Genomic DNA, 15,053 nt, shown 5'->3' with positions numbered 1-15,053 from the left:
CGCGCTAGCGTGCGTCGGCACCGCCGCCCAGCACCTTGAACAACGTCACCCGGTTGCCCGCTTCCTGCTGCTGCAGCGCGATCAGGTCCTGCTGTGCGGCAAACAGGCTGCGCTGCGCATCCAATGCCTGCAGATAGCCGTCCAGCCCGGTGCGGTAACGCGCATCGGCCAGCGTGTAGCTGCGCTGGCTGGCGGCCACCCGCGCGCGCTGTGCGTCCATCTGCACGGTCAGGTGATCGCGCGTGGCCAGGGCATCGGCTACTTCACTGAAGGCCTGCTGGATCGCTTTCTCGTACTGCGCAATGCCGATGTCCTTGCCGATCTTCGAGGCATCCAGCGAGGCCTTCAGCGCTCCGGCGTGGAAGATCGGCGCGGTGATGCTGGGCGCGAACGACCAGCCACGGGTGCCGGCCGAGAACAGCGTCGACAACGCGGTGGAGCTGTGGCCGTAGTTGGCGGTCAATGTCAGCGTCGGGAAGAATGCAGCGCGCGCGGCACCGATATCGGCATTGGCCGCCTGTAGTGCGTGTTCGGCGGACAACACGTCCGGGCGCTGCAGCAGCACGCTGGACGGCAGGTTGGCCGGCAGCGGCGCCAGTGCCACGCTGCCATCCAGCGCCTGCGCGGTTGGCAGCAAGGCCGCATCCAGCGGCGCCCCTACCAGCAACTGCAATGCATCGCGATCCTGCGCCTGCTGCGTCTGCAGCTTGGCGAGCGCACCGCGCGCGGCTTCGACGCTGGTCTGTACCTGCGACAGGTCCAGGCCCGAGGCCAGGCCTTGGGCGTGGCGGGCCTCGGTGCGCTGCAGGGTCTGCTGCTGGCTGTCCAGGGTCTGCCGGGTGAACGCCAGTGACTGCTCGTCCGCTGCCAACGCCAGCCACGCCGTGGCCACTTCGGCCACCAGGCTGGTGCGCGCGGCGCGCTGGTTCTCGGCGCTGGCCAGCCAGTTCTGCAGGGCCTCGTTCTTCAGGCTGCGGATGCGTCCGAACAGATCCAGTTCCCAACTGCTGATACCCACCTGCACGGCATCGGATTCGGTTACCTGGGTGGCACCGGTCTCGCTGTTGGCATCACTTACCCGCGAGCGGGTGACACTGCCGCTGGCATCCACCGACGGCAGCAGCGCCGCGCGCTGGATGCGGTACTGCGCGCGTTCCTTCTCCACCTGCAGCATGGCCACGCGCAGGTCGCGGTTGTTCTGCAGCGCCAGCGCGATCACCTGCTGCAGGCGCGGCTCGAGGAAGACTTCGCGCCAGGCTGGCACCGCCAGTGCTGGCTCGGCCTCGGCCGTGGCGGCATTGCCGAATTGTGCCGGCACCGGCGCCTCGGGCCTCTGGTAATGCGGCGCCATGCTCACGCAGCCGCCCAGCACGGTGGTCATCGTTGCGGCCGCAATGGCGCGCAGCAGCGTCGGCTTCATGGGCTTGCCTCCGGGGCAGTGGCTTCGGCAGGCGCGCGGCCCGGGAACAGGCGGCGCACGAGCAGGTAGAACAACGGCACGAAGAACATGCCCAGCACCATCGAGGCGACCGTGCCGCCGGCCACGCCGGTACCCAGCGAGCGGCGCGCGGCCGAGCCAGCGCCGGTGGCGAACACCAGCGGCAGCACACCCATCAGGAACGCCAGCGAGGTCATCACGATCGGCCGCAGGCGCAGATAGACGGCCTGCAGGATCGCCTCGCGGGTGCTCCTGCCCTGCTGTTCAAGGATGCGCGCGAACTCGACGATCAGGATGCCGTTCTTGGCCGCCAGGCCAATCGTGGTCAGCAGGCCGACCTGGAAGTACACGTCGTTGTTGAGGCCACGCAGGTTCATCAACAGCACGGCGCCGAACACGCCCACCGGCACCGCCAGCATCACCGCGAACGGCACTGCCCAGCTTTCATACAGCGCGGCCAGGCACAGGAACACGAACAGCAGCGAGATGGCGTACAGCATCGGCGCCTGATTGCCCGACAGCTGTTCCTGGTAGGCCATGTCCGACCAGGCATGGCTGAAGCCTTCCGGCAGCGCGTCGGCCAGGCGCGCGATCTCGGCCATCGCCTCGCCGGAACTGACGCCCGGCGCGGGCTGGCCGGTGATCTCCATCGCCGACACGCCGTTGTAGCGTTGCAGCGCGGCCGGCGCGCTGGACCAGTGCGCGCTGACCAGCGACGACAGCGGCACCATCTGCCCAACCTGGTTGCGCACGCTCCAGCGCTCGATGTCCTGCGGCTGCATGCGCGCTTCGGCCGTGCCTTGGATGAACACCTTCTTGATGCGGCCCTTGTAGATGAAGTTGTTGACGAAGTCGCCACCCAAGGCCGCATTCAAGGTGTCATTGATGTCCTGCGGATTCACGCCCATCGCCTGCGCCTTGGCGTCGTCCACCTTCACTGCATACACCGGCGCGTCTTCCAGGCTGGCGTAGCGCACGTTGACCAGCTTCGGATCCCTGGCGGCCTCCTTCAACAGCGTGTTGCGCGCGGCCACGGCAGCGGCATGGCCGGCGCCGCCTTCGTCCTGCAGTTCCAGGGTGAAACCGCCCGCGTCACCCAGGCCAAGGATGGCCGGTGGCGAGGTGATGAACACCTGCGCATCGGGCACGCTGGCCATGGCCGCGGTCAACCGCGCGGCAATGGTGTCGGCGTCATCCTTGCGGTCATCCCAGTCCTTCAGGCGGATGAAGGCCTGGCCGACGTTCTGGCCGCTGCCGGTGACACTGAAACCAGCGGTGGCCTGGATCGACAGCACGCCGTCGTCCTTCACCGCAGCGGCACTCAGGCGATCCATCACCGCGCGGGTCTGCTCCAGGGTGGCACCGGCCGGCAGCTTCACCAGCGCGTTGAGCATGCCCTGGTCCTCGTCGGGCAGGAACGCGCCGGGCAGGTGCCACAGCAGCAGGCCGGTGGCCACGCTCAGCGCCAGGTAGAACAGTACGCCCAGCGTGCGCCGGCCAAGGAAGCCATCCACCCGGCGACGCAGGCCGTTGGAGGTGCGCTCGAAACGGTGGTTGAACCAGATGAAGCACTTGCCCAGCAGGCTCGGCTCGCCGCCGTGGTCGCCATGCGGATGGCCGCCCTTGGGAATCTGGTGCAGGATGCTGCCGCACAGCGCCGGGGTGATGGTCATCGCCACCAGCACCGACAGGACCATCGCGGCGGCAATCGTCACCGAGAACTGGCGATAGATCACGCCGGTGACACCGCTGAAGAACGCCATCGGCAGGAACACGGCGGTCAGCACCAGCACGATGCCCACCAGCGCGCCGGTGATCTGGCCCATCGCCTTCAACGTGGCCGCCTTCGGCGCCAGCCCTTCGAAGGTCATCACCCGCTCCACGTTCTCCACCACCACGATGGCATCGTCCACCAGCAGGCCGATGGCCAGCACCAGTGCGAACATGGTCAGCGTGTTGATCGAATAGCCAAATGCCGCCAGCACGCCAAAGGTGCCCAGCAGCACCACCGGCACCGCGATGGTCGGGATCAGGGTGGCGCGCCAGTTCTGCAGGAACAGGTACATCACCAGCACCACCAGGATGATCGCCTCGATCAGGGTGATCACCACTTCCTTCAGCGAGATGGTCACGAACGGCGTGGTGGTGAACGCCACGTGGTAGGTGTAGCCGTGCGGCCAGTACTTCTGCAACTGCTGCAGGCGGGTCTCGATGGCCTTGGACACGGCGATGGCATTGGCGCCGGCGTTGAGCTCGATGCCCAGCGACGCCGACGGCTTGCCGTTGAAGGTGCTGATGCTGTCGTAGCTCTCCGGCCCCAGGCCGATCGTCGCCACGTCGCCCAGGTGCACTACGCTGCCGTTGGCATCGGCCTTCAGCACCACCCGCGCGAACTGTTCGGGCGTGTGCAGGCGGCTGCGCGCGGTGACCGTGGCGTCCAGCTGCTGGCCCTTCAGTGCCGGCTGGCCACCCAGCTCACCGGCCGAGACGTCGGTGTTCTGCGCCTGCAGTGCGGTCTCGATGTCCGACGGCATCAGCGCGTACTGGCGCATCTTCTCCGGGTCCAGCCAGATGCGCATGGCGTATTCCTGGCCGATCGGCTGGATGTTGCCGACACCACTGACGCGGCTGATCTGGTCGTCGATGCGCGCTTCCATGAAGTTGGCGACATCGAAGTTGTCCATGCTGCCGTCTTCGCTGGTGAACGACAGCACCTCGAAGATCGAACCACTGGACTTGGTGATGGTCAGGCCGTTCTGCTGCACCGCCTGCGGCAGCGTCGCCATCGCCGCCTGCAGCTGGTTCTGCACCTGCACCTGCGCGGTGTCCGGATTGGTGCCGGTGGCAAACACCAGGTTGACCTGAGCCGAGCCATCGGAGGCGCTGGTGGAGGTCATGTACATCAGGTGGTCCAGGCTCTGCTGGGACTGCTCGATGACCTGGGTGACCGCGTTTTCCACGGTCTGCGACGAGGCGCCGGTGTAGGTGGCGCGGATGGTGATGGTGGGTGGGGCGATCTGCGGGTAGCGGTCCACCGGCAGGATCAGGATCGCGAGCAGGCCGAGCAGGCTGACCGCGATGGCGATCACCCATGCGAAGATCGGCCGGTCGATGAAGAAACGAACCATGCGCGGCAGGCCTCAGTGCGACGTTTCGTCGGTGTTGCCGGTCGGGTCGATCGCCGGCATTGCGGCCAGCTGCGCGGTGGTGGCCGCCACCGCCTGCACCTGCTGGCCAAGCGCTACCGCGCTGCCGTTGCTGACGATCACCCGATCGCCAGCCTTCAGCCCCTGCGTGATCTGCCACTGGTTGCCCACTACCTGGCCGGTGCTGACCCGGCGCTCGACCACGCGGTCCTTTGCGTCGAGCAGGCGCAGCAGCGGCTCGCCACGTTCATTGCGCAGCACCGCCTTCTGCGGCACCAGCAGGGCGCGCGCATCGGTGGCCATCGGCAGCACCGCCCTCAGGTACATGCCTGGCAGCAGCAGGCCCTCCGGGTTCGGAATGACCGCGCGCAGCACCACGTTGCCGGTGCCCGGGTCGACTGCGCTGCCGACAAACTCCAGGGTGCCTTCATGCGCGTACGTGCTGCCGTCCTCCAGCAGCACCTTCACCTGTGCCTTGCCGTCGATGGCTTTCACCCGGCCGGCATCGAGCTGCTTGCGCAGCGCCAGCATCTGCGTGCTGGACTGGGTGACATCCAGATAGACCGGGTCCAACCGCTGGATGGTTGCCAGCGCCGCGTCTTGGCCGGCGGCGACCAGCGCGCCAGCGGTGACACTGGACGTGCCGATGCGGCCATCGATCGGTGCAGTAACCCGGGTGTAGTCGAGGCTGATGCGGGCCGCCTGCAGCGCAGCGCGCGCGGCGATCACATTGGCCTGGGCCTGCTTCAGTGCCGAGGTGGCATCGTCGGCGTCCTGCTTGCTGGCCGCATCCATGCCCAGCAGCGTGCGGGTGCGCTCGGCCTTCGGCTGCGCCGACAACACAGTGGCCTCGGCCTGCGCCAGCTGGCCACGCGCGGTATCGAAGGCGGCCTGGTACGGCGCCGGATCGATCTGGTAAAGCAGCTGGCCGGCCTTGACCTGCTGGCCTTCGGTGAACAACCGCTGGCGGATCAGCCCACCGACCTGCGGGCGCACCTCGGACACCTCGAACGGTACGGCGCGACCGGGCAGGGTCTGTTGCAGGGCCAGGGGCTGCACGCTGGCAGTGATGATGCCCACTTCAGGGGTGGCCGGGGCCTCGGGCCTGCCCGCCGAGCAGGCCGCCAGGGCCAGCAGCAGGGGCAGCAACAGCGGACGGGGGGAGCGGGACAGCGGGCGCAGGAGTGACATGGGGGGTGTAACGGCGCGCGATAAATCGCCCGCCACAGGTGAGATAAACGGTGGGGCGTCAATGTTGCGCCCTGCGGAATGAAATTGCACGGGGCGGAAACCGCCCCGTGGCCCGGCCGGGCTACCAGGTCGTGTAGATCAGCTCCCGCCGCTGCACCGCTTGCCGGCCGATCGTGTACCGGATCGGCACCACCCGGTCCCGGAACTGGCCGAACACCTCTCGCATGGCCGGATGGTCATTGATCGTCAGGATGGCCGCGCCCCGCATCCCCGCCATCTGGCGCGCCAGCGCCAGGTACTGCTCCATCTCAAAGGGAGCGCCGTACCCCTCGGTCTCCCAATACGGCGGATCGAGGAAGAACAGGGTGTCGGCGGCGTCGTACTTGGCTATGCACTGCTGCCAGGCCAAATGCTCGACGGTGACCTTGTGGAGCCGGAGGTGCGCCGCGCTGAGATCCTCCTCTACGCGCAGCAGGTTCAGGCCCTTGCCACCTCGACCGAAGCCTGGGGTCTGGCCAGTCGCCTTGCCGCCCCAGGCAAGCCGCTGCAGGTAGTAGAAGCGGGCAGCTCGCTGGATGTCCGTGAGGGTGTCTGGGTGCTGCAGCTGGCACCAACGAAACATTTCTCGGCTTGTCAGCGCCCATTTGAACTGGCGGACGAACTCCTCAAGGTGGTTGGCCACCACCCGGTAGAGGCGTACCAGCTCGCCGTGGCAGTCATTCAGCACCTCGGCCCTGGCCGGCTCTCTCGCGAACAGTAGAGCGGCACCGCCGGCGAAGGCCTCGACATAGGTGCGGTGGGGTGTTTCGGCTACCAGGGGCAGCAGGTGCGGTAGCAAGCGGGTCTTTCCGCCCGGCCAGGGGAACAGCGTGGTCGTCTTCATTCTCAGCCTTTGCGATGGTTGTAAGCGAGGCTTGTCTCCCCGCGCGGGGAGCAGGGCCTCGGCCAATAGCACGCGGGCTGTACGCGTGTGTTGCGGCGCCAGGCAGGCAGTTGCAGCTGACTGCCTGGCGCCCTGTTTCAGGTTGCGGCGATCGCCGGCTGGCCCACCGAGGCGACGCCATCCAGCGTCGACGGCGCGGTCGGCCAGGCACAATCAGGAAAGCCCGCCTGTGCAGGAAGGTCACGAAGCTGCTGGCGGTACGCTGCCCATGCGGCCTTGACCAGGGGATCCAACGGACTATCGGGCGCTTGAGTCCAATCCGTGGCACGCAGGCGCTGGCTGCGTTCGGCCTTCATTTGCTCGCCGCGAATGCTGGTCACCAACGCTACGGGAACTTCCACCACTACGGTTTCCCCCTCCTGCAGCGCCATCCCCTCGGAAATTGCCCTGAGACTATTGCTCGTAATCGCGTACATGCTCACCTCTCCAGCACATAACCAAGGACTTGGATGTAGACCCCCGATGGCGAGGGTGCTCCTCCGCACCAGTAGGTGACCGACTGGTTCGCATTGACCACGAAGTCAATGAAGGCATCTGCGCCGGTGCCGAAATTCATCACGTAGTTCGGGAACACGGCCGAGGCGTTGTTCATTCGGCTGGATGTAGCAGTGGACCCGTTCGTATGCCGGAGCATCCCAACCCTTGCAGTCGGGGGAATAACTGCCGCCAGCGAGACGGTGGCCTCAGTCGTAGAGCTGCCATTTGACAGCACGGTAAACGGCGCCTGGTTCAGAAACCCCTGATAGATGATCCGGCCACCTTCATGCTGAAAGTTGAGGATCGCACCGGCGGCGTCCGTCCGGAAACTTCCGATGTACCGCCGCGAGGTATCCCCGGTCTTGGTGCGGGCGGTGCCGCTGTACGGTGCGGCCGGTGCCGCCGTCACGGCCTCGATCGCAGGCGCGGTACCGTTCATATATAGGAACACGTGGTACCAGGTGTTGGCGGTCAGCGACAAGCCGTTGAGCGTGAGCGCGCTGGGCACCTCAACCGCTCGCTGCAGCGACGGAATCCACGCGCTGCCACTTGAGACACGCAGGGCAGCCGGCCCCACATACTCCATGCGCAGGCCCAGGATGTGACCAGCCATCGTCCACAGGCCGGCCCCGGCTGCGACCGAGGCCGCGCTGGCAGCGGCGAGCTGGGAGAATTTGACGTCAGGCATTGGGGTTACTCCAGGATGATCGGGTCGCCCGCTTCCGTGACGATGCGGTCGCCCGCTTCGGTCACCAGCTGCGCGCGATAGAGGAAGGTGTGCTGAAGGCGTTGCCAGCTGGTGAAGCCATCCCGGACGGCCTCGATCTCAACCCGCAGCGTCTTACCGCCGCTGCCGACAGGCGGCAGGTAGCTATCGGTTGCCCCTTGGATGCCCGCTTGTGTGCGGACCAGGCTACCGTCCAGGTACCAGCGTGCGGTGTAGGCAGTGCCGGGTTCTGGGCCGATGCTGGGCTGGTCTGAGTCGATCAGCTGGTCCGCCTGCAGGAGGCGATCGCGATGCGCCCACGTGGCCACGACTGTCCCGTCGGTGCCCCAGGCCTCGGCAGGATAGGCGTCGCCGTTGATGCGCAACCGGCCCGGCGGGTACGGCCGAACCTGGCGACGGCGCATCGTCAACGAGATCGAAGTGGCCAGGTCAGGATTCAGCTCGCCCTGGCTGGTACGGGTGAGCAGCTTGGCCTGGGGGACTTCGTTGGCCAGGTACTCCCTGCCATCGAAACCGACGTACTCATCGGTGAACCAAACTCTTGCGCCCACGGCATGTGGAACCGGCACTGTGTCCACGCACCCTCGCGCGACGGTTAACGTCGCCGCCACCGGATCCATCGATACGACGCGGACCAGTTCATCATCGATCAGGGCCTCGGTTCCGATCTCTACGGTGTCGAGGCTGACGCCAGCGGACAGAGCGATGGCCGTAGTGGTGGCCGTCATTTCAGTGATCAGCAGGCCAGACGGGGCGAAGTCGGCCGTACCCACCTCGGCGAACGCCGCGCTTCCCAGTCGGGTCTGCAGCGTATACCCGAATGCAACCGAGGACGGCCGCACTCCGATCGAAGTCAGGTAGCCGGCGTCCGCCGGCACGGCCGCCAGTTCCGACGAACCCAAGGTCGACGCAAGGTCGCGGTAGCTGGCCTCCAGCAGGCGCTGCAGGGTGACAGGCTTGGGCTTGGTGTCGGGTTCCACCCAGGCGCTGTCCGAAGGCTGGATGTAGCTGGCTGCGGCCATGCCGCTGACGTCCTGGACAACGGTCAGTACGACAGCCGTTTCAGTTTGCGTTCCTTCGTCGATGTCCAGGATACGAACCGGCATCCGAACGACGCCGCGACGCGGCCACGACAAGGCGCGAACCTGCCCCCGCTTGAACGGGCCGGCGTCCTGCCGCACCCGAACCTTGACCCTGCAGGGCAAGCTGCTTACCGCAGCCACCTCGCGCGCCGCCACTCGCCCCGCGAGCGCGGCGTTCCACAGGCCCGGATAGTTCTTCCGGGTGCTGACCACCCGGCCTTGGGCCTGGACGCTGGCCAGGTTCTGATACGTGACGGCGGCATCCTTGTTGGTGGCGATATCCCGGTAGACGACCGTGACCTCATTGACGCTACCTTCCAGCATCGGCTGCTGCCACTCCATCAGTTCGATGATGTTTGCCGGGCCGATCTCAGCAAGGGCGGCCGGATCATAGTCCGGCCGTACCAGCACCAGCTCGGTCAGGCCGGTCACCGGATCCTCGATGCGCATGCCACCGATGTGGTCGCAGACCATGTCCATGAACTCGCCTGCAGGCACGGACCGGGACCACTTCAAGCAAAGTCCGAACCCCTCGTCCTTCAACGTCTGCGCGGCCTGGCGGAAGCTCTCATCGTTGATGACGTCGACCGGATGACCCATCCCCTCGGTGCGCACCTGGTAAATGATGTGCGCCGGGTTCATTCCTTCGTCGACCTGGACCAGGTCGCCCCGCCAGAGACCGTTCTTCCAGCCCTGCCGCCAGCGTGAGACCTTCTTCGTCCAGTTCTTGATGTACGGGTTCATTGCCGCGACCTGGCCGTTGAACACCGTAGTGAACAGGCCACGGGCGGCGGGCCACGGCCCCGGCACCAGCGACTGCAGGTAGGCGCTCGGCATCTGTGTGGGTTCGCCCATGCGAACCTCAAGCGTTCCGTCGATGCCGCCCTCACCCTTGTCGCCGCCGAACACGTCAGGCGCCATGATGCGGATTGAGCGCGATTCGGTGATCACCCCCGTAGCTGGAATCGTAATGGGCACCTTCACGCCCATCCAGGTGATGTAGGCGGTCTGAGCACTGCCGTCCCAGATCCTGCGATCGCCGGCACGGATCTCCCGCAACGAATCTACCGGGCCAAGGCACTCGCCCATGTACAGGGCCATGTAGTAGCGGTAGCCAACGGTTTGCTTCTTGCCACTACCCACGGCTGGCCTCCTCGCGGGCAATAGCGGCCAGGCGCTGCGCAAACGCATCGTCCAGGGCTTCGAACTTCTCCACTGGCAGCCCTTCGTCCAGGAACTGGCGCAGATCCAGCCCATGCCGGTCCATCCAGGTGCGGATGCCGGCAGCGCACAGCACTCCGCTGCGCTCACCCAGCTTGGCGGCGCGTGCGTGTTCAACGGTGACCAGGACAGGGCGTTCCATTACTTCTTGCCGCCCTTGACCTTGATCGGCGTGGTGCGCAGGTCGCCGTAGTAGAGGACGTTCGGGTCATCGATCCACACCGTGCCGAAAACCATGCTGCATTCGCGGCCATCCTCGGCGGTCGGAACGTTGAAGTCCTCAAGGGCGGCCGGTTTCGGAACTGTCGGCTTCGGGCGCATCACATAGCTGATGACCAGCGCCACGATCATGATGACGATTTGAACCCACATGGACAGCTCCTCTTAGAAGATGGGATCAGGACCGAAGGGGTTCTTCGGTGGAATGGTGTGCTGGCCGCCGTATCTCAGCGCGTTGTTGAACTTCTCGTGGCAGATCGACAGCGAGTGCCCGCAGCCCGGATAGGCCGAAACCAGCTCCCCAGCAGCGAGCGGCGCTGCGGTCAGCAGCGTCAGCGTCGGACCGACATGGCCAACGACGAAGCGATGCTCGGTAGCGTTGCCTTTCACCCACTTGACGAAGCCACCCACGAACCAACCATCAGGCTTGGCTGCGAAGGCGCTGGACGACACGGTCTGAGAAGTGGCGGCCGACAGAACACCGTCAACGCGGAACAACTCCGGATTCAGACCGCAGTCCGAGTCGAACAAGGCGAAGGGGCACTGCCCCTGCCAGCAACGGCGCAGACCGTTGGTTGCAGCAGCGCCGGCGTTGCTTTGGCAGGTCAACACCAGGTCGTTCTGGCGTTCCGTGACGTCGCTCAGCACGCCGTTCCATGTTCCCCGGATCGCGTTGTCGCTTTTCCGGATCCGGCGCCACCGCACGATGATCCGCTCGGTGGGAGGATACGGGCGCAGCACCGATGCCAACGTCAGCGAAAGCGGCACCGTCAACTCCAGGTTGGACCGGGCTTCCTGAGCCGACTGGCCGATACGCCCGCGCTTGATGGCCACCGGGGCGAACGCCTGGGCGTCGTAGGTCTCAAGCCGATCGCTGGAGGTGTAGCGCCACCGCTGCGATCCGCGGCCGAACTCGTACAGTTCGACGTGGCGTGAGAACAGGCTCATGGTTCGCTCTCCTCTGCATCGATGCCGGCGAAAGAAACCCGGCATCGCGCCACGCCCTCGCCATCGGTTTCGTGCGACAGCTCGACCGTGTCGGAACTGAGGCGGGCCAGCACCATCCAGCTGATCAGGCGAACGGTGCCGGGCTGCAGTGCGACCCCGTGAGGGACATCCAGCTGAAGAAACTCCCGCTGCGGATCCAGCTCGGTTGCTTGGGTGAGCTGGCGGTACAGCACCTGGCCACTGGACAGCTCGATGCGAAGATGCCGGCGGCCTGCCTGCGCGCGCCCGAACCGGGCGACACCTGCCCAGGCAACCACAATGCCGCTGGAGGTGGACAGCGACGGCTCGACAAGCTCAAGGTCGTCAGCCCAGGAGGGCACCCATAGCGCCGAGGCGCGCCCCTGCAGCCAGTACAGCAAGCCGCGCAGGCTGGCCTGCTCCGATCGGCCCCAGGTCTGCCACGCATGGGACTGCAGCGGCCAAGCCTTGCCGCTGATGTCGTCGATCGTCACCGGCCCGATATCCCCATCGATCACCACCAGCTGCCGACCAAACTCGGCCGTTTGTGCCTGGTCGAGATCCGGCCGCTGCTCCAGCACGGGCCGCCCCCGATAGGAGGTGGGCGGCGCGACAGCCGGCCAATCGCAGTTCTCCACCGCAGCCAGGCGCACGGTTGAGCGCATCACCCTGTCGGTGAGGCGCTCCAGGCTTGGGGTTTCGGCGATGCGTGCCGTCCTACAGGGCAGCACGCGCGTGCCTGGCTGCCAGGCATTCGCGGTTGGGCGAGCCAACTGCAGCGCATCGGCGGATATTCCCGCAACCTCCACCAGTTCATAGGTGGTGACGTCCTTCCAGAGCATCGCCAGGCCGCCGATGCGGTAATCCCGCTGGACCGCTGCCGGCACCGGGATGGACTGTACCCCCAGAGCCAAGCGCGCCTTCAGCCACGACACGTCGTTCCAGATCGGCAAGGCCCAAGTGCGAGCTGACCAGTCGAAGAGCGCATGCTCCAGCACCTGGCGCTCCCGCCGGTCTGCGACGACGCTGAACTCCCAGCTGCGCCTCGGCGCCGCGCGCAGGGGGAAGCGCGCCTCGCTGCCATCGACCGACTGCTGGACGTCTGTCGCCCACGCCAGGGTTTCCGTGACGGGGCGTTCCCAGTCTGGGGGAAGCATCCATGCCGACATGCGATTGCCGGTGATGGTGATCGTCCGATCGCCCAGGCCGCTGAACGTGAATGTGAGCGCGGCGGTGATGACCGGCGGACCTTCGGTCGACACGGTGAGGCTCCACTGCCGAACCTGCAGCGGAGCGAACACCAGCGGCGGCGCTCCGGGGCCGGTCAGGTCGATACCTTCGCCGCCGTCGAGAGAAACCGCCGACAGGTTCTGCGGCTGGAAGTACGCGTTCCACAGACGAACCGAACGAACCTGGTTGGTCACAAGGTTGCCGAGGTCGATACGCAAGGGCAGCACGTGCAGCCTGTAGAACCAATCATCGTGCGAGGTTCGCAGTGCCGAGCCGGCCACCGGCTCGTCGGGCACAACGATGGCACCCGTCACTGCTGGCCCCGAGCGCAGATCCGGTCGTGACAGTGATGCGCGCGTCGGCATCAACGGGAACGGAGTGCGTGGGATGTCCAAGTTCCGGCTTTGCCAGAGCCCCGCCACGCTACTGACCTCGGGAAGAATGAGTGCCATCAGGACTTCCGAACCGCCCAGCCATAGTTGCCGGATGCTGGAGTGGCGTTGCTGGCAGTGCTCATCGCCAGCTTGCGCAGCCAGGGGAACACCACCCATGTCTCGTCGCCGATAGTGATCTCCTGCTCAGGCTCCAGCTTGGCGATCGAGCAGGCGCGAGTGCCAAGCACCATACCCACCGGCGACAGATACGGAGAGGCGCCCGCGCGCCGAATAGAAAAGATGATCGGGTGCAAGACACTTCGGCCGGAGAAGATATTCTCATCTCCGGCGCCCAGGGCTCGCCCCAACCACAAGAGGTCGTAGGCGCTCGGGGAGGTCAATGACTGGCCGAGCGAGCCAACCCCAGTGCATGCGGTCCCCTCAGTTCCCAGGGCGCCACCGTAGTAGTTGCTGATTCGATGAAAGCTGTTGCTGCGGCCGTCTTCTGCCGAGTCCGCACGCAGGTGCCCAACGCCCGGCGGCGACGTGGCATGACCGAACAGGATTCTGTTGCCTCCGTTCGTCGTGATATAGCCACTGTAGCTCCCAGTCAGCGCTCTCCAATAGGTCCCGTCGGCATAGGTGCCACCAACATAGTCTCCCGCCTTCTGCAGCACGCCAAAGGCGTGATGACGGTAGTCACCGGCCGTTGCGGTCGAGATTGCCACATGCACAGCGTTCCCATTTGCGAACAGCTTGAGCCGAGGATACGGACCGGCCAGCACGTTGCTGATGGCGTCTTCCGGCGTAACGTTCGGTTGAGATCCTGGAACTGCGGCCGCCGAGAAGCCGATCGATATCCGGCTTCTGAGGTTGGCCTGATCGATGTTGTAGAGGTGAACGTAGTCCGAGACGCCTGGAACACGCAGCGTAAGCGTCCTGTTGGTGCCACTGAGGGTATTGCGTTCGACGGTCCAGCCATTGGCGGCACAGAACTGTGCGATCAGATCAATCAGCGTGTGGAGATTCGCCACATTGGCGTGTTCGATGTAGGCCATGAATTACTCCAGAGCGAAGGCGGCGAACTGCCCGTCACCGGTGCGGTAGACGTTGGGAACCAAAATGTGTTCGATCCCGTCGGCGGTAACGCGCTGCTCAGCAACGGCACCAAGGGACGGGGTATAGAACACGCCATCGAATCCGCCATAGAACTGCCCGCCCTCTGGGACTTGATCGTAGGCGGTGCCGACGTCCGGGTTTCCCGACTCATTGGCAACGGCCAGAAGCTGACCGCGCTGAAGCCATGCAGTGCCGTCCAGAAGCCGGCGATGGTTGCTGTTACAGATGCCTCCCCACGGCACCGTGAGCCGTCCGACAGTCGAGGTGGAGTAGCTGGTGCTGTAGGTGTTCCGGACTGGAACCCACGCCTGCATCGGGGAGAACAAATAGGCTTGTGACAGAGAAGTATTCAAGCTGTTGGAACCGGATGGGTTCCAGAAATTGCTGTGCATGTTGCTGTCATCGGATGCACGGTTCGATCGCGAATAGGTGGATCCGCCAATGAACAACGGGTAAGACCAGTCCTCCGGAAGGTGCTCGGACAAAATGAAGCCCGCGTACATGGCATCGTAGCGGCCATTCACCCTGGTGATTACCTTGACGCATCGACCGTTGGCGATGAACCAGTAGACGATCGCGGAGTTCACCAAGGGCAAGCCGATAGGATTGCTGTTGGCGCCGACCGGATCGAAGGACGGCGCCGAGGGGTTGTACGAGGTGTGTCCTCGCACAGCCAACGTGTAGTAGCTGTTGGACGCGTCGGTGAAAGCCTGCAGGGACAGGTAGATTTCGTCGGTCCCAGCGAGGCCCCGGCCTTTGAGCGACACAAAGTCGTTGGCAGCGATCGGGCCGGAGGTGACCCCGCCAATGGCAGTCCACTGCTGGTTCGCCGCGACCAGCGCAGGGTCGGCAGTCAGAAAGTCGCGCAGCTGCAGCAGCAGATCGTTGACGTTGGCGGCCGTGCCGGTTTTCCAGGCCAT

General features: G+C 65.5%; 13 protein-coding genes. All 13 read right to left on the bottom strand.

Annotation, left to right across the window (positions count from 1 at the left end; all coding sequences use genetic code 11):
• Positions 1-4: 4 nt before the first annotated feature.
• Positions 5-1,420 (bottom strand): multidrug efflux transporter outer membrane subunit SmeC, encoded by a 1,416-nt coding sequence (smeC, locus tag ACM0PB_RS03650; RefSeq protein WP_065185872.1) that lies wholly within the window; start codon positions 1,418-1,420, stop codon positions 5-7.
• The gene (gene smeB, locus ACM0PB_RS03645) at positions 1,417-4,566 is read right to left on the bottom strand and encodes a multidrug efflux RND transporter permease subunit SmeB (protein WP_235648993.1); all 3,150 of its coding nucleotides are present in this window, start codon (positions 4,564-4,566) and stop codon (positions 1,417-1,419) included. The genes smeC and smeB overlap by 4 nt, the downstream gene beginning before the upstream one ends.
• Before the next feature lie 12 nt (positions 4,567-4,578).
• Positions 4,579-5,775, bottom strand: coding sequence for a multidrug efflux RND transporter periplasmic adaptor subunit SmeA (gene smeA, locus ACM0PB_RS03640; protein ID WP_065185874.1), 1,197 nt, complete (start codon positions 5,773-5,775; stop codon positions 4,579-4,581).
• Between the two features lie 121 nt (positions 5,776-5,896).
• Positions 5,897-6,658 (bottom strand): DNA adenine methylase, encoded by a 762-nt coding sequence (locus ACM0PB_RS03635; protein ID WP_414604346.1) that lies wholly within the window; start codon positions 6,656-6,658, stop codon positions 5,897-5,899.
• Positions 6,659-6,795: 137 nt separating this feature from the next.
• Complete coding sequence (locus ACM0PB_RS03630) at positions 6,796-7,134, bottom strand: tail fiber assembly protein (RefSeq protein ID WP_414604345.1); 339 nt, start codon at positions 7,132-7,134, stop codon at positions 6,796-6,798.
• A 2-nt stretch (positions 7,135-7,136) separates the two neighbouring features.
• Positions 7,137-7,883, bottom strand: coding sequence for a hypothetical protein (locus tag ACM0PB_RS03625; RefSeq protein ID WP_414604344.1), 747 nt, complete (start codon positions 7,881-7,883; stop codon positions 7,137-7,139).
• A 5-nt stretch (positions 7,884-7,888) separates the two neighbouring features.
• Positions 7,889-10,147, bottom strand: a complete 2,259-nt coding sequence (locus ACM0PB_RS03620) for a hypothetical protein (protein ID WP_414604343.1) — start codon at positions 10,145-10,147, stop codon at positions 7,889-7,891.
• Complete coding sequence (locus tag ACM0PB_RS03615; RefSeq protein ID WP_414604342.1) at positions 10,140-10,367, bottom strand: hypothetical protein; 228 nt, start codon at positions 10,365-10,367, stop codon at positions 10,140-10,142. The genes ACM0PB_RS03620 and ACM0PB_RS03615 overlap by 8 nt, the downstream gene beginning before the upstream one ends.
• Positions 10,367-10,597, bottom strand: coding sequence for a hypothetical protein (locus ACM0PB_RS03610; protein ID WP_312540628.1), 231 nt, complete (start codon positions 10,595-10,597; stop codon positions 10,367-10,369). The genes ACM0PB_RS03615 and ACM0PB_RS03610 overlap by 1 nt, the downstream gene beginning before the upstream one ends.
• Before the next feature lie 12 nt (positions 10,598-10,609).
• Positions 10,610-11,392: a phage BR0599 family protein gene (locus ACM0PB_RS03605; protein WP_414604341.1), complete on the bottom strand. Its 783-nt coding sequence runs from the start codon at positions 11,390-11,392 to the stop codon at positions 10,610-10,612.
• Positions 11,389-13,092: a hypothetical protein gene (locus ACM0PB_RS03600; protein ID WP_414604340.1), complete on the bottom strand. Its 1,704-nt coding sequence runs from the start codon at positions 13,090-13,092 to the stop codon at positions 11,389-11,391. Before ACM0PB_RS03600 ends, ACM0PB_RS03605 begins: the two co-directional genes overlap by 4 nt.
• A complete protein-coding gene (locus ACM0PB_RS03595; protein ID WP_414604339.1) occupies positions 13,092-14,072 on the bottom strand; it encodes a hypothetical protein in 981 nt (326 codons plus the stop codon). Before ACM0PB_RS03595 ends, ACM0PB_RS03600 begins: the two co-directional genes overlap by 1 nt.
• A gap of 3 nt (positions 14,073-14,075) precedes the next feature.
• A complete protein-coding gene (locus ACM0PB_RS03590; protein ID WP_414604338.1) occupies positions 14,076-15,053 on the bottom strand; it encodes a hypothetical protein in 978 nt (325 codons plus the stop codon).

Origin of the sequence: Stenotrophomonas sp. AR029 (assembly GCF_047520695.2) — a bacterium.
GTDB classification, from domain to species: Bacteria; Pseudomonadota; Gammaproteobacteria; order Xanthomonadales; family Xanthomonadaceae; genus Stenotrophomonas; species Stenotrophomonas sepilia.
The sequence above is the reverse complement of the archived record's forward strand: the minus strand, read 5'-3'. Positions and strand labels throughout refer to the sequence as shown.

Excerpts from the sequence above, each read along its gene's own strand:
- smeC (WP_065185872.1), bottom strand. The coding sequence starts at position 1,420 with ATGAAGCCGACGCTGCTGCGCGCCATTGCGGCCGCAACGATGACCACC.
- smeB (WP_235648993.1), bottom strand. The coding sequence starts at position 4,566 with ATGGTTCGTTTCTTCATCGACCGGCCGATCTTCGCATGGGTGATCGCC.
- smeA (WP_065185874.1), bottom strand. The coding sequence starts at position 5,775 with ATGTCACTCCTGCGCCCGCTGTCCCGCTCCCCCCGTCCGCTGTTGCTG.
- ACM0PB_RS03635 (WP_414604346.1), bottom strand. The coding sequence starts at position 6,658 with ATGAAGACGACCACGCTGTTCCCCTGGCCGGGCGGAAAGACCCGCTTG.
- ACM0PB_RS03630 (WP_414604345.1), bottom strand. The coding sequence starts at position 7,134 with ATGTACGCGATTACGAGCAATAGTCTCAGGGCAATTTCCGAGGGGATG.
- ACM0PB_RS03625 (WP_414604344.1), bottom strand. The coding sequence starts at position 7,883 with ATGCCTGACGTCAAATTCTCCCAGCTCGCCGCTGCCAGCGCGGCCTCG.
- ACM0PB_RS03615 (WP_414604342.1), bottom strand. The coding sequence starts at position 10,367 with ATGGAACGCCCTGTCCTGGTCACCGTTGAACACGCACGCGCCGCCAAG.
- ACM0PB_RS03610 (WP_312540628.1), bottom strand. The coding sequence starts at position 10,597 with ATGTGGGTTCAAATCGTCATCATGATCGTGGCGCTGGTCATCAGCTAT.
- ACM0PB_RS03605 (WP_414604341.1), bottom strand. The coding sequence starts at position 11,392 with ATGAGCCTGTTCTCACGCCACGTCGAACTGTACGAGTTCGGCCGCGGA.
- ACM0PB_RS03600 (WP_414604340.1), bottom strand. The coding sequence starts at position 13,092 with ATGGCACTCATTCTTCCCGAGGTCAGTAGCGTGGCGGGGCTCTGGCAA.
- ACM0PB_RS03595 (WP_414604339.1), bottom strand. The coding sequence starts at position 14,072 with ATGGCCTACATCGAACACGCCAATGTGGCGAATCTCCACACGCTGATT.
- ACM0PB_RS03590 (WP_414604338.1), bottom strand. The coding sequence starts at position 15,053 with ATGGCCTGGAAAACCGGCACGGCCGCCAACGTCAACGATCTGCTGCTG.